This window comes from Pseudomonas sp. NFACC46-3 (genome assembly GCF_900114515.1).
Lineage (GTDB): Bacteria > Pseudomonadota > Gammaproteobacteria > Pseudomonadales > Pseudomonadaceae > Aquipseudomonas > Aquipseudomonas fluorescens_Q.
The window spans coordinates 500,693-515,077 of the sequence record NZ_FOTH01000001.1 but is presented as its reverse complement, the minus strand read 5'-3'; the positions used below and the strand labels follow the sequence as shown (position 1 = coordinate 515,077).

7 protein-coding genes are annotated in these 14,385 nt (G+C 60.9%); 6 read left to right on the top strand and 1 reads right to left on the bottom strand.

Annotated elements, in window-relative coordinates:
* Positions 1-285: 285 nt before the first annotated feature.
* Positions 286-2,961, bottom strand: a complete 2,676-nt coding sequence (locus tag BM300_RS02100; protein ID WP_170861998.1) for a winged helix-turn-helix domain-containing protein — start codon at positions 2,959-2,961, stop codon at positions 286-288.
* A gap of 389 nt (positions 2,962-3,350) precedes the next feature.
* On the opposite strand from BM300_RS02100, the gene BM300_RS02095 reads away from it, so the two are divergent.
* The 6 genes from BM300_RS02095 (at position 3,351) to BM300_RS02070 (ending at position 14,152) form a co-directional block, all read left to right on the top strand.
* Positions 3,351-4,559 carry an acetyl-CoA C-acetyltransferase gene (locus BM300_RS02095; protein WP_092142496.1) on the top strand — a complete coding sequence of 403 codons (1,209 nt, stop codon included), beginning with the start codon at positions 3,351-3,353 and terminating at the stop codon, positions 4,557-4,559.
* A 63-nt stretch (positions 4,560-4,622) separates the two neighbouring features.
* Positions 4,623-6,770, top strand: coding sequence for a 3-hydroxyacyl-CoA dehydrogenase NAD-binding domain-containing protein (locus BM300_RS02090; protein ID WP_092142493.1), 2,148 nt, complete (start codon positions 4,623-4,625; stop codon positions 6,768-6,770).
* A gap of 228 nt (positions 6,771-6,998) precedes the next feature.
* Positions 6,999-8,357: a DUF1329 domain-containing protein gene (locus BM300_RS02085; RefSeq protein ID WP_072339390.1), complete on the top strand. Its 1,359-nt coding sequence runs from the start codon at positions 6,999-7,001 to the stop codon at positions 8,355-8,357.
* A 375-nt stretch (positions 8,358-8,732) separates the two neighbouring features.
* Positions 8,733-10,448, top strand: coding sequence for a DUF1302 domain-containing protein (locus BM300_RS02080; RefSeq protein WP_092412219.1), 1,716 nt, complete (start codon positions 8,733-8,735; stop codon positions 10,446-10,448).
* Positions 10,449-10,503: 55 nt separating this feature from the next.
* The gene (locus BM300_RS02075) at positions 10,504-11,625 is read left to right on the top strand and encodes a YCF48-related protein (RefSeq protein ID WP_092225445.1); all 1,122 of its coding nucleotides are present in this window, start codon (positions 10,504-10,506) and stop codon (positions 11,623-11,625) included.
* Between the two features lie 31 nt (positions 11,626-11,656).
* Positions 11,657-14,152, top strand: coding sequence for an efflux RND transporter permease subunit (locus tag BM300_RS02070; protein ID WP_218190623.1), 2,496 nt, complete (start codon positions 11,657-11,659; stop codon positions 14,150-14,152).
* Positions 14,153-14,385 lie beyond the last annotated feature (233 nt).

The window sequence follows — 14,385 nt, the reverse complement described above, 5'->3', positions numbered from 1 at the left end:
GGCATAACCGGGATTCAGGTTTTAGGGCCGCTTCGCGCCCCAGCGGGAGCAAGCTCCCTCGCCACAGGGGGCTGTGGCGCTGCAACTGATTTTTTACCAGCCGCTACCAAGTGTTTGTATCCGGGTTGATTCATTCAGATAAATGAGGCGCACGGGCTAATGCCAGTCAGTCAAGGATCACATGACACAAAACCTGTGGGAGCAAGCTTGCTCCCTCAGGTTTGAGGCTTAACTGATCGGCATTACGCCCAAGGGCGGTCTTTTCGCTGGTGGGTGGTTTTGCGTTCAGGTGCACAGGCCCATGCGTCGCGCGATGGCGATGGCCTGGGTGCGGCTGCTGGCGTGCAGCTTGAGGTTTATGTTGCGCAGGTGGGTGCGCACGGTCGAGTCGGAGACGAACAGCTTTTCCGCCATCGCCGCGTTGGACAATCCTTGGCCAAGCAGGTTGAGCACTTTCAGCTCTTTCTGCGTCAGCGGGTCGACCAGTGTGCCGTTGCTGCCGGCTGCGGGCTGAGCGGTGGCGCTGCTGCGCAGCCAGCGTTCGAGGCTGCTGTCATCCGTTGCGTCCTTGTCCTCGCGTTCGTTGTGCAGCTCGCGCAGCATGACCTGCACGGTCGCGCCTTCCTCCAGGAAGGTACGCACGAAGCCTTCGGTCTGGGCGAACTTCAGGGCCCGCTCCAAGGTGCGCAGGGCCATTTTCGCCTGGTTGTCGCGGTACAGCGCCTCGGCCAGCAGAATGCGCAGTTTCAGCGCCCGGCGCCCGCGTTGCAGGCGTTCGGCTTCGGCCAACTCGCTGCGCAGCGGCGCGATGGCCTTGCCGGACGCTCCACTGCGGATCATCCAGCGCAGGCGGCCGATGGTCGGGGTCAGGGTGTCGTTGGCGATGCCCCAGTGGGTCGCGGTCTCGGTCCAGGGAAAGGTCTGTTCGGCCAGGGCCAATTGTTCGAGGGCGCCGTTCTGGTCGCCATGGGCCAGCGTTTGCATGGCCCGTTCCAGGCGCGCACTGGCCGAGACGCGAGGCAGACCCAGGCGGTGGCCGACGTTTTCCAGTTCGCTGAGCATTTGCAGGGCGCGATCACGGTCGCCCTTGTCGTCGGCGATGCGGGCCAGCAGGGTATGGGCGGTGATCAGGCCGTCGGAGAGACCGAGATCTTGCACCAGGGGGGTATAGATCAGTAACAGGCGCAGGGCTTCCTCGCACTCGTCGCTTTCATAGAGCGTCTCGGCCAGCTGGACGGCGGCCAGGGCGTTGCCATTGCGATCACGTCGGCGCGAGCCTTCGAGCATGGTCGTGGCCAGGCGCAGGCGCGCGGTCGCTTGTTTGAGGCGGCCGGCCATCATGTCGAGCAGCGCTTCGGCCGATTCGGCGAGGACGAAACCGAACGCGCCAGCGGAATCGCTCTGCGCCCGACGTGCCTCATCGACGTATTGGTGCGCTTCCTGATGTCGGCCGAGGAGGATGCTGGCCTGCGTCAGCGCCTGGTTGAGCATGGCCCAGGCGAAGGGGTATGCGGTGGTCACCTGGGCCAGGGACTGCGTGCCCATCTCGTAGGCCTGTTCGGATTGGTCCATCATCACCAGCAGCATCGGGCGCAAGGCCAGCAGATAGGCTGCGGACTCGCCCGAGAGGGTGCTGCTGTCGATATCTGCCACCAGGGTCAGGGCCTCCTTGGGGCCCCAGGTGAAGGCCGTGCACCAGGCGCGGATCAATTGCAGTCGGGGGTGACGCTGAAGCTCTGCCTTCGGTAGTTGACCGATGCACTCGGCCAGCAGGCGCAGACGGCCCTGGCTGAGCAGCATGTCGACATGCTGATGGAGCAGGTCGATGGCAATCTGTGTATTGCCGCACTGCAGAGCATGGCGGATGGCCGGAATGACCCGTCCTTGCGCAAGATAGGCATTGCAGGCGGCCAGGTGCAGGGCTGGCAGCTCTTCGTTGTAACGGCGTTGCATCTGGTGGCGGAGGAAGTCGAGAAACAGGCTGTGATAACGGTAAAGGTCGCGCTGCTCGTCGATCGGGACGAGGAACAGTTGGTGACGCTCCAGTTCGCGCAGCATGTCGAGGCTGTCGCTGCAGCCGCAGATCGCGTTGCACAAAGCCGGGCTCAACTCGTCGAGTAGGCTGCTGCGCAGCAGGAACAGGCGCAGTGGCTCGGGCAGGGCGGCCAGTACATCCTCGGCAAGGTAGGCGGCGATGGCCGCATTGGAACCGGAGAAGGAATCGAGGAACTTGTCGGTATCGCCGTGGTTCTCCAGGGCCAGCGAGGCCAGCCAGAGGGCAGTGACCCAGCCTTCGGTGCTGCACTGCAGGCGCTCGACCTGGGTGCTGCTCAGGCCGACGCCACGGCGCTGAGTGAGGAAATCCTGGGTTTCCTCGACACTGAAGCGCAAGCTGGCGGCATCGATCTCGGTCAGGCTGCCGCGTGCGCGCAGACGGGCCAGGCCTATATCCGGCAAAGTGCGGCTTCCTATGACTAGGCAGGTCTTGTGCGGAATCGCCTCGATGCCGCGGGCCACCAGGCCGAGTACGACAGGGTTGCGAATGGCTTCGAAGTCGTCGAAGAAAATGGCCAGCGGGGCCTGGTGTGTACCGATCTGGTCGAGGATCCAGGCAACCAGATCGGTGTTGCGCAACTGGCCCAGGTCCTGTTGCGGCGCGTCTGGCTGTAGGCCGGCGATGGCGGTGGCGAAACCGCTGAGGAAGCGCGAAACATCGTTGTCGCCAGCGTCAAGGGTAAGCCAGACGGTGGTCATGCGCTGTTGGCGATAGCGGGCCAGCAGCTGGGTCATGAAGGTGGTCTTGCCGAAGCCGGCTGGTGCATGCACCAGTACGGCACGGCTGGTCTCGGCTTGGCCCGCGCGGTCGAGCATGGCCTGACGCGGGACTTCGAAGTGCGAGGTGGCGGGAGGCGTCACCTTGGCTCGCGAGATGTAGGGCAAGGAGCGGTGATTCGACGACATCATGAGTCCTTCATGGAGGTGCGATGCCTCCGCCTGTTCTTATTGGTTTCTTAAACTATGGGGCAAGCGGTACCTGGCGCAAGCCCTTTCAACGCTTGTGACTAAAACCAGACAAGGTTAAAACAGCCGAGGAAGCGGAGTCTACGAGGTGTAAATGAGCATTTCGAAGCTGTTTCAAACGCCGTATGGCCGACGGCCAGGAGCTCGTGAACGGGTTCTGGGCTGGTTATCGGGCTACCGCCCGCGGTCGCACGGCACTGGCGGGGGATACGGGTTGGCATAGTCCGGTGCGGCAGTACTGCGGTGATCGTCGCTTCCGACGATGTGGTCGGTCAGGGAGGCTCATAGGCTTCGGTCATGTAACCGAAATCGCCAAGAGGAGCCTCCCAATGTCACAGGCAGTATTCATTTACGACGCCGTACGCACGCCGCGTGGTAAGGGCAAGAAAGATGGCGCGCTTTACAGCGTCAAACCCGTGCACATGGCCGCCGGGCTGCTGACCGAGCTGCAGCAGCGGTACGATCTGGATACCTCGCGTGTCGATGACGTGGTGCTCGGCTGTGGCCAGCCCGTGGGCGAGCAGGGTGGCGACGTTGCCAAATGCGTGGTTCAGTACGCCGGCTGGGACGAGAGCGTGCCCGGTGTACAGATCGACCGTTTCTGCGCCTCTGGCCTGGAGGCGGTGAATCAGGCGGCCAGTCGCATTGCCAGCGGTTGGGAGGACTTGATCGTGGCAGGTGGCGTTGAGTCGATGTCGCGCCTGCCAATGGGCGCCGCCGGCCAGGCCTGGATTCAGGATCCGGAAATCGCCTTCAAGCTGCAGTCGGTACCCCAGGGCATCGGGGCAGACCTGCTGGCCGCGCTCGACGGCTATTCGCGCGAGGATGTTGACCGCTTCGCCTTGGTTTCCCAGCAGCGTGCCGCCCATGCACGCGACAGTGGCTACTTCGATCGCTCGGTGGTGCCGGTGCGCGACCTTAATGGTCTGGTCGTTCTCGAGCGCGACGAGTTCATTAAACCAGCCACCACCCTGGAGGCCCTGAGCCAGCTCAAGCCTTCATTCGCGGCCATGGGTAAGCTCGGCTACAGCGACGTAGCCCTGCGCAAGTACCCTCAGGTGGCGCGCATCGAACCTATCCATACGGCCGGCAATTCGTCGGGCATCGTCGACGGCGCCAGCGCCACGCTGCTGGGCAGCGAACGTATTGGTCAGCAACTGGGGCTTACTCCGCGTGGACGGATCGTCGCCACCGCGGTGCTCTCCACCGAGCCGACGCTGATGCTGGCCGGCCCCGGTCCGGCTGCCAAGAAGGCCCTGGCCAAGGCGGGCCTGAGCGTGCAGGACATCGATCTGTTCGAGATCAACGAGGCCTTTGCTTCGGTGGTGCTGCGCTTCATGCGCGACCTCGATATCTCGCCGGAAGTCACCAACGTCAATGGCGGTGCCATTGCCCTCGGCCACCCGATCGGCGCCACCGGCGCGATGCTGGTCGGCACCGTGCTGGATGAGCTGGAGCGGCGCAACCTCAAGCGCGGCCTGATCGCCCTATGCGTCGGTGGCGGCATGGGTATCGCCACCATCATCGAACGCCTCTGAGCCACTTCAAAGCCGCTGCGAGTCTGTGCCGTGGCGGATCACTCTTTCTACGAGAAACAACCTATGAGCGCATTCAATTACGAGAAGGACGCCGACGGCATTGTCACTGTGACCATGGATATGCCGGGGCCGGTCAACGCGATGAACCAGTTGTACCGCGAAACCATGGCCGCGACCGTGAATCGCCTAGAGCAGGAAAACGGCCTGACCGGTGTCGTCATCGCCTCGGCGAAAAGCACTTTTTTTGCCGGTGGCGACCTTAACGAGCTGACCGATTTCAAGCCCGGTGACGAAGCCGATTTTCAGGCCAAGATCGAGCTGACGAAGAATGACCTGCGTCGTCTTGAGCGTTTGCCGGTGCCGGTGGTCGCCGCGATCAATGGCGCGGCCCTGGGTGGCGGCTTCGAGATCGCCCTGGCCTGTAACTACCGGGTGCTGCTCAACAGCCCTGCCGCGTTGGTCGGCCTGCCCGAAGTCTCCCTCGGTCTGCTCCCGGGGGGCGGAGGCATCGTTCGTCTGGTGCACCATCTGGGTCTGGAAAGAGCTCTGCCGTTGCTGCTTGAAGGCAAGCGCATGAAGCCAGTGGAGGCGCTGGCCCTGGGGCTGGTCAATGAACTGATCGAACAGGCTGATGCATTGGTGCCGGCGGCCAAGGCCTGGATAAAGGCGCAGGTCGGCGATGATGGCGTCAGCCTGCAGCCTTGGGATCACAAGGGGCACAAGATTCCCGGCGGAACTGCGCAGCAACCACATGTGGCGCAGATGATCGCCGGGGCTCAGGCGATGACAGCGAAGAACACCCGCGGCCTGCTGCCGGCGCCGGAGCGTATTCTCGCTGTGGCGGTGGAGGCTACCCTGCTGGACTTCGATGCCGCGCTGCTGGTGGAAACCCGTGGCCTTACCCACCTGGCCGCCAGCGTGCAGGCGAAGAACATCATCAACACCATGTTCTTCCAGATGAACGAAGTGAACGGTGGCTCCAGCCGGCCGACAGGTTTCGACAAGAGCAAGGTGAGCAAGCTCGGCATCATTGGCGCCGGCATGATGGGCAACGGCATCGCCCATGTGTCGGCCAAGGTCGGCATCGAGGTGATGCTGCTGGATGTCAGTCTGGAGGCCGCCGAGCGCGGCAAGGCCAATGTCGAGAAACTGCTGAGCAAGACGGTCAGCCAGGGGCGCCTGAGCGAAGCGAAGAAGGACGAGATTCTCGCCCTGATCAAGCCCACCGTGGACTATGCCGACCTGCAGGGCGTCGACTTCGTCGTCGAGGCCGTGTTCGAAAGCGTCGATCTGAAAGGCAAGGTCACCCAGCAGGCTGAAACGCAGATGCCTGAGTCTGCCGTGTTTGGCACCAATACCTCGACCCTGCCGATTTCCCTGTTGGCCAAGGCCTCCAAGCGCCCGGCCAATTTCATCGGTATCCATTTCTTCTCGCCGGTGGAGAGAATGCCGCTGGTGGAAATCATCTGTGGTGAGCAGACCAGTGACGCGGCCTTGGCCAAGGCCTTCGACTTTGCCCGGCAGATCGGCAAGACCGCCATCGTGGTCAACGATTCGCTGGGCTTCTTTACCTCGCGCACCTTCGGCAGCTACTTCGACGAAGGCTGCAAGCTGCTCCAGGAAGGTGTTGATCCACTGCTGATCGACAACCTAGGCAAGCAGATCGGCATGCCCGTAGGGCCATTGACCGTACTCGACGAAGTCAGCCTGGAGCTGATGCGTAAGGTCAACGAGACGCAGAAGGAGATGGGCGTGTTTGCCACCGTCTTCGACAACAGCCACAGCGACGCGGTCGGCAACATCCTGATCAAGGAGTACAACCGCCCGGGGCGTCACTATGGCGGTGGCTTCTACGACTACCCGGAAGGCGGCGAAAAGACCATCTGGCCGGGGCTCTACGAGCTGTTCGTCAGGCCGGAGGTGGTGCTGCCGGTCGAGGATATCAAGGAGCGTTTGTTGTTCCGTCAGGTTATCGAGGCGGTGAAGTGCCTGCAGGAGGGTGTGTTGCGCTCGGTGGCGGACGGTAACGTCGGCTCGATCCTCGGCATTGGTGCGCCGACCTGGACCGGTGGCTTCTTGCAGTTTGTCAACGGCTATGGCGTCGAGCGTTTTGTTCAGCGTGCCCGTGAGCTTGCACAGACTTATGGTGAACGCTTTGCGCCACCGGTGTTGCTGCTGGAGAAGGCCGCCAAGGGTGAAGAACTGCGTTAACCCTGGTGACGGCGCAATTCGTCGCTTTCGACGACCGAAACGGGAGGGGCTGAGCGTAAGTTAAATTCAACGACCCCCCGCGACCCGGGCGCGTAGCTTGGGGGCGGACGGATTGCACCAATGCCTGAAATGCTTGCGGGTACTGGGCGAAAGTCCTCAAGCCCGTTGACCCCTAGTCTGGTGCTGCCACGGTGGCGCCACCCGATGAATATAACAAGAGAGGGAAACATGAAGCGAAGCAACCTAGCCAGCGTATTGGCGCTTGCCGTCCTGGCCGGCGCCGTTCAATCAGCTTTCGCCAGCGAGGCCGGGCAATTGGGTGGGGCTGAGCTGACGGCGTTCGGTGCGCAGCGTAGCGGTAATGCCGACGGCAGCATCCCGGCGTACTCGGATGAGCCGCTCAGCCTGCCAGCCTGCTACGACAAGGACGAGCCGACCAACTTCTGTGATCCGTGGAACGATAAGCCGATATTTACCATCACGCCGCAGAACCTTTCCCAGTACGCCGAGCGCCTGACCGAGGGGCAAAAGGCGCTGTTCGCGCGCTACCCCGAGTACAAGATGAATGTGTACCAGACTCGGCGTACTGTGCGTTTCCCGCAAACCTATCAGGACAATACGCGCAAGAACGTGGACGCCTGTAAGACCGCCAACGCCGGGGTCAGTATCGAGGGCTGCTATGCGGGTCTGCCGTTCCCGCTGCCGAAGACCGGCAACGAAGTGATCTGGAACCACCAGTTGCAGTACTCCCCGCCCTTGCAAGCTAACGCCCGATCCTATCTGGTCGATGGTAGTGCTCGGCGGATTTTGCTGAATGCATTGAAGGTATTGGAATCCAGCGAGTTTCTGGATACCACCGACAACGGTCCGAAAGGCAGCGGTGCCGAGTTTTGGCGCGTACGCTTCTTCGTGTACGACCCGGCCCGGCGTAACGGCGAGCAGACGCTGGCACGCTACCAGGTTAGCGGCGAACAGCGCGCTTGGCAGTACCTTCCTGGCCAGCGTCGGGTCAAATTGGCCCCGGATCTGGCTTATGACACACCGTCGCCAGTGGCGGGCGGCATCACCACCATGGATCAGCAGCGTTTGATCCTGGGGAAACAGGATCGCTACGACTTCAAGTATCTGGGAGTGGAGGAGAAGCTGATCAACTACAACAACTTCGCCGTCTACGACTACAAGGCGTGCTCGGAAGACAAGCTGTTCACAAAGAGTTTCCCGAATCCGGAGTGCATCCGCTGGGAGCTGCACCGTGTGCGGGTGGTCGAGGCCACGCTGAAACCGGGCTTCCGTCATCTGCTACCCAAGCGGCGCTTCTACATCGATGAAGATGCGAGCGGGGCCGGTACTGCCGACAGCTACGATGTCACCGGCAAGCTGATTCGCATCGACAGCATGCTGACCATCCCGAACTATGTGTACGGCTATGGACTGATTCCGGACAATACGCTGACGTTCGATCTGGAGCGAGGTGCTTACATTCTGCCGTCCTTTACGGGTTTCAAGGGGGGCGGCTACGCAGCGATTGGCAAACCCCCGGAGTCCACCTGGTCCCCCGAAAACATGGGGCAGACGGGTATCCGTTGAATGAGTAACGGTACAGGCCGCAATTCGTTTCGGGGGCGGCCTGGTGCTATCTGCAAAAAGGATCGCTGGAGGCCGGAGGTGCCGCTCCCTAGGTGCAGATGCCTGCCTATCCGATGTATTTGGACGATGGATGGCTGCAGACAGGCCCGCTTCGGCGGGCCTTGTTGTTTCCGGGCTTCCTATGGCCACTTCTATCGACTCACGTCCCGCTAACTGGATTCGTCGGTTCCGACGACAGGGGTGGGGGCCGTGGAGCGTAACGTCGTCTGCCAGTAGTCATCGTACGGGGCATTCATGCTCCTCTGCCAGGAGTGTTCCGCCGCGATGTTCGGGATGTGCGAGTGGGCTAATAAATAACAAGAAGGAGCCAAGTCTATGAATATGGCAAGTCGATACCGGGCAGTGGGCGGCAACCTGCTGGTCGCGCCAATGATGGTTTTTTGTGTGGCTGGGCCGGCAAATGCGGTTACGGTCGATCTCGGCAATCCTGATATGTCGCTGCGCTGGGATAACACCGTGCGCTACAACGTGGGTTTTCGGGTGAATGACTGCGATAAGGATATTTGTGGAAACGACGCGGGCGCGGGCGATGTGACGGCCTACCAGTCCGACCGCAAGTTCTCTGATGCCGGCGACGTGGTCACCAATCGAGTTGATATCCTCACTGAGATGGACTTCATTTACAAAGACCGTCACGGTGCGCGTCTGAGTGCCAGCGGCTGGTACGATCAGGCCTATGACGGTGATGTCGAGGGCGACCGTGCACTCGATGCCAGTGGTGCTGGCAACGGTGCGGGACGTGACGGTGACAACTACAGCCGCTACACCGATCGCTGGAACAACGGCCCCTCTGGCGAGATCCTGGATGCCTTCGTGTTTACCGGCTTCGACCTGGGCAGCGTGCCGGTCAACCTCAAGGCCGGCCAACATAACGTGTATTGGGGCGAATCGCTGTTCTCCTTCGTCAACGGCGTGTCTTACCAGCAGGGCCCGGTGGATATCCGCAAGGCGCTCGCCACGCCGGGCACCGAGGCCAAGGAACTGTTCAAACCGCTCAACCAGATATCCATGATCGCCCAGTTGCAGCCGGATCTGACCGTTGCCGCGCAGTACCTCCTGGACTGGAAGCCGATGCTGGTCCCCAACGGCGGTACCTATTTTGGCGCGATCGATGGCCTGAGCTTGGGCAGTGGGGGCAGCGTCTTCGGCTTGCCCTTTGAGGTCACCGATGAGCCGGACAAGAAACACGGCGACTGGGGCGTTTCGGCCCGCTGGTCGCCGCAGTGGCTCGATGGCACCCTGGGTTTCTATTACCGCGAGTACACCAACCGCTTCCCACAGCTGGTGCTGACCAAGATGGTGGTCATTCCCGGTGTGGGTGCCTTTCCGGCGGGAGCGGGTATCGACTACTCCTCGAACAAGCGGGAGAAGTTATACGGCGTGAGCCTGTCCAAGCAGGTCTGGGGTATTTCCTGGGGTACCGACATTACTTACCGCGAGGATGCGGTGCTGGCTACTACGCCGCTTTCTAACTTTGTGCCGGAAGGTACCGCCCCGGATACTTGGGTGCCACGCGGCAAACTGTGGTCCGGCGTGTTCAACGGTGTGGCCTACTTCAGTAAGACGCCATTCTATGATGCTGCTTCCTTGACCGCTGAGCTGAACTACTCCTATCTGGACGAAGTCACCGAGAACGCGCAGACGTACAATGGTAAAGGCTACAATTGCGCCGACGACCATAACGCCACCAAGATTGCCTGCCAGACTCGCGATGCTCTAGGCGCGTCTCTGATGTTCCGGCCGACCTGGTACCAGGTAATGCCGGGAATCGATTTGTCCATGCCGTTGTTTGTCGATATCGGTTTGCACGGTAACTCGCCGGTCATGTTCGGTAGCAACGAAGGGCAGGGCATCTGGAGCATGGGCGTGTCTGCGGACATCTATGCCCAGTACAGCGTTGATCTGAAGTACAACGGTTTCATCTCCAAGCATTCGGACGATGAGCTCGGTGCTGGCAGCCTGAATAACTCCTCCCTGGGTAAGTACTGGGATCGTGACTGGGTATCTCTGACCTTCAAGACCACGTTCTGACAGGTCGAGTCGACTACCAGGAGCGATCGCCTGCGCGCGCGGACGGTCGTTCCTGATGGGTGTGCGTTTCGAAAGCCCTGAAGTGAGGTTTGTCATGCTTGCTGGAATACTGTTTTATTCTGCCCCTCTGCCTCGCTCGATTCTCGGGCGTCTGCTATTTGTCTGCTTGTCTCTGGCGACGCCCTTTGTGCACGCGTTCGAGCCTCCGCTACAGGTCGCTGCCGTGCATAGCGAGCGCATGGCTGCCGGTCCGATGCTGGCGATTACCCGCGCCGGTGAGCGTCTGGTCGCCGTTGGCTTGCGTGGAGCCATCCTGTTTTCCGACGATCAAGGGCGCAGTTGGAGTCAGGCGCAGGTTCCGGTAAGTGTGGATCTGGTCGCTGTTGCTTTTGCTAATGCGACCCAAGGGTGGGCCGTAGGGCACGGTGGGGTGATTCTGCACAGCGATGATGCTGGAGCCACCTGGCAGAAACAGCTCGATGGCCTGCAGGCCAGCCAGCTGGCCATCGATTTCTATACCGCGAGCGCCGCTCGAGTAGCGGATGCGGCGGGTTACCTGGAGAAGGAGAAGCGGCTGGCGGTCGATCATGAGACCCAGCCATTTCTCGACGTTTACTTTGCCGACGAGCTTCACGGCTATGTGGTCGGCACCTTCAATCGCATCTTCGCTACCGAGGATGGTGGGCGTAGCTGGCTTCCGCAGATGCATCTGACCAATAACCCACAGGAGTGGCACTTCTACGCTGTCACGGGACGCAATGGCCAGCTGTACCTGTCTGGAGAGCAGGGCCATGTCTGGCGTCGCGATGCACAGAGCGAGCATTTCGTCTCGATAGATACGCCCTACAACGGCACCTTGTTCGGCGTTACTGCGACCGAGGGCGAGGTCTATGCCTATGGGATGCGCGGTAGCTTCTTCCGCAGCGCGGATCAGGGGCAAAACTGGAGTCGCACCACGTTGCCACTGGGCAGCAATCTGATGCGGGTACTGCCGCTCGGCGCGCAGCGTCTACTTGTAGTCGCGCAGAGTGGAGAGGCGCTGTTGAGTGACGACGGAGCCCAGATTTTCAAGCCGCTGCGTCTGAGCCAGCCGATGCCTTACTACGGTGCCGTTCTGCTGGGCGACAGCCGCCTGGCGCTTGTCGGTGCCTTGGGGATCAGGGTCGAAGACCTCTGATCGCTGCCTCTACAACAATGAGAAGAACCTGATGATCGACAGCAAGCATGAAGGCGCGGGACTGATGAGCGTCATCCGTGATCCCGCGCTATTCAACCGGCTTTCCGGCAACTTTTTCGAGCGCATGATCTTCAACCATCGGCTGCTCATCATTGCCTTTTGCGTCATCGCCACGCTGCTCTCAGCCTGGCAGGCACGTAACCTGACAGTGACCACCAGCTTCGACAAGATGCTGCCGCACAGTCATCCCTTCATTCGCAATTTTCTGGACAACCGCGAGCAGCTGCGCGGGCTCGGCGACTCCGTGCGCTTTGTGGTCGAGAACCGCAAGGGCGACGTGTTCGATGCCGAATACTTGAAGACGCTCGGCCAGATGAACGATGAACTCTTCCGTATCCCGGGCGTAGACAGGACCTGGGTCAAGTCGATCTGGACGCCTGTGGTGCGCTGGACCGAGGTCACCGAGGAGGGGTTTGTCGGCGGTCCTGTGATGCCGGGCAACTTCGATGGTTCTCCCGAGACTATCGAACAACTGCGTTTGAACATCGCCCGTGCGGGGGTGGTGGGCAGTCTTATCTCCACCGACTATCACTCCAGCATGATCGAGATTCCATTGCTGGCGACCGTGGACGGCCAGCCGCTGAGTTACCAGGACTTGTCCGAGGCCCTCGAACGCATTCGCGTCAAGTACGAGGGGGCTGATCTCGGCATCTACATCACCGGATTCGCCAAAATCTCCGGTGACATGATCGATGGCATCTACAAGGTTATGCTGTTCTTCATTGTCGCCGCGTTGGTGGCGGCGCTGATCATCTACTTCCACACCCGCTGTGTTCGCAGCACCACCCTGGTGCTGCTCTGTTCGGTTATTGCGGTGCTTTGGCAGCAGGGGCTGGTGATCGCCTTCGGTGGTGTCCTGGACGCTTTCACCATCCTGATTCCCTTCCTGATATTTGCCATTGGCGTATCCCACGGCCTTCAGAAAATGAACGGCATTGCTCAGGATATCGCCCGTGGTACCCACCCCTGGGTCGCTGCCCGTTATACCTTCCGTCGCTTGTTCCTGCCGGGGCTGATCGCGCTGATTGCCGATGGCGTCGGTTTTGCCGTGCTGGTATTGGTGGATATTCCGATCATCCGCGAGTTGGCACTGTCGGCTAGTCTCGGTTTCGCCATGCTGGTGGTCACCAACTTGATCCTGCTGCCGGTGCTGCTGTCGTTTACCGGTATCAGCCAGGAAGCGGCGCGTCGACACATCATCGAGCACGATACGACTATCCATAAGCTGGGCATCGATCGGGTTTGGAACAGCCTCGACCGTTTCACCGAGCGCCGCTGGGCTGTCCTGGCGATTGCCGTGGCGCTGGGCCTTACGGTGTTGGCGTTGGTAGAGCGCAGCAAACTGCAGGTGGGCGATCTGCACGCCGGCAGTCCTGAGCTACGTCCCGACTCGCGTTACAACCGAGACAATGCCTTCATTACTTCGAGGTTCGGCGTCTCCAGCGATGTGTTTGCAGTCATGATAAAGACGCCCGCAGACCAGTGTGGCTCGTACGAGGCTCTCATCGAGGCTGACCGACTTGCCCGGCAGCTGTCCCAAGTACCTGGCGTCCAGGCCACCGCCTCGCTGGCCGATACGGTACGAGCCTACACCTCTGGTGGTTTCGAAGGCAGTCCGAAGTGGTTCACGATCAGCGACAATAAGGGGGTTCTCTGGCCGCAGGTCAATAATGCCTTGGTGTGGAACTCCCAGTTCCTCAACAGCGAGTGCTCACTGATGCCTGTTTTGGCCTACCTTTCAGACCATAAAGCCGCCACGCTGGAGGCTGTGCTGAAGGTGGCAAGCGAGTTCGCGGAACAACACAGTGTGAAGGACCGCCAGTTCTTGCTGGCTGCCGGCAGTGCGGGCATCGAGGCGGCGACCAACATCGTTGTGAAAAGTGTGCAGTTGGAAATGTTGCTGGCCGTCTATTTCGCCGTTGCCTTGCTGTGCCTGATGACCTTCCGCAGCTGGCGTGCTGTAGTGGTGGCCCTCCTACCGCTGGTGCTCACTTCCCTGCTGGCCGAAGCGCTCATGGTGCAGTTGAACATCGGCCTTAAGGTGGCCACCTTGCCAGTGGTTGCACTCGGCGTTGGCGTCGGGGTGGACTACGCCCTGTACCTGCTCAGCGTCCAATTGGAAGGCCAGCGTATGGGACTTTCCCTGCAGCAGGCATACCGTCGGGCCATTCAATTTACTGGCAAGATGGTAGCCCTGGTCGGCGTCACCTTGGCGGTGGGCGTAGTCACCTGGGTATGGTCCCCGATCAAATTCCAGGCCGATATGGGGATCCTGCTGGCGTTTATGTTCCTCTGGAACATGCTGGCTGCGCTGGTGCTGATTCCCGCGCTGTCGCACTTTTTGCTTAATGGCCGGCATTTTCATGTAGCCCAGGCGAAGGCTTTTGCCGAGCAAGGCAATTCTATGGGAAGGCTTCGGGCGACTGGCCATTCGACCCGTGCTGAGAGTGTGAGGGCATCTGTCTGACGTTTCCTGCACCTATGCTGTGGTGATGCAGCATGGGTGCGGAAGTCCGTTTACGCGCATCGACACGAGCTAGTCTGGTGCATGCGCGGAGCGAGATCGCCCGTCAGGGCAGGAGGGCAAGGTTGATACAGCAGACCGTAACCTAAGGTTCTGCCGCCGCTCGCGGGCAACCCGCCCATGTCGCGAAAACTTGATGCGCTGACGAGGTAGGGAGGCGAGCGGGGTCGCGCGGT

What these genes read in the sequence shown, in the direction of transcription:
- BM300_RS02100 (WP_170861998.1), bottom strand. Translation starts at nt 2,961, where the DNA reads ATGTCGTCGAATCACCGCTCCTTGCCCTACATCTCGCGAGCCAAGGTG.
- BM300_RS02095 (WP_092142496.1), top strand. Translation starts at nt 3,351, where the DNA reads ATGTCACAGGCAGTATTCATTTACGACGCCGTACGCACGCCGCGTGGT.
- BM300_RS02090 (WP_092142493.1), top strand. Translation starts at nt 4,623, where the DNA reads ATGAGCGCATTCAATTACGAGAAGGACGCCGACGGCATTGTCACTGTG.
- BM300_RS02085 (WP_072339390.1), top strand. Translation starts at nt 6,999, where the DNA reads ATGAAGCGAAGCAACCTAGCCAGCGTATTGGCGCTTGCCGTCCTGGCC.
- BM300_RS02080 (WP_092412219.1), top strand. Translation starts at nt 8,733, where the DNA reads ATGAATATGGCAAGTCGATACCGGGCAGTGGGCGGCAACCTGCTGGTC.
- BM300_RS02075 (WP_092225445.1), top strand. Translation starts at nt 10,504, where the DNA reads ATGGGTGTGCGTTTCGAAAGCCCTGAAGTGAGGTTTGTCATGCTTGCT.
- BM300_RS02070 (WP_218190623.1), top strand. Translation starts at nt 11,657, where the DNA reads ATGATCGACAGCAAGCATGAAGGCGCGGGACTGATGAGCGTCATCCGT.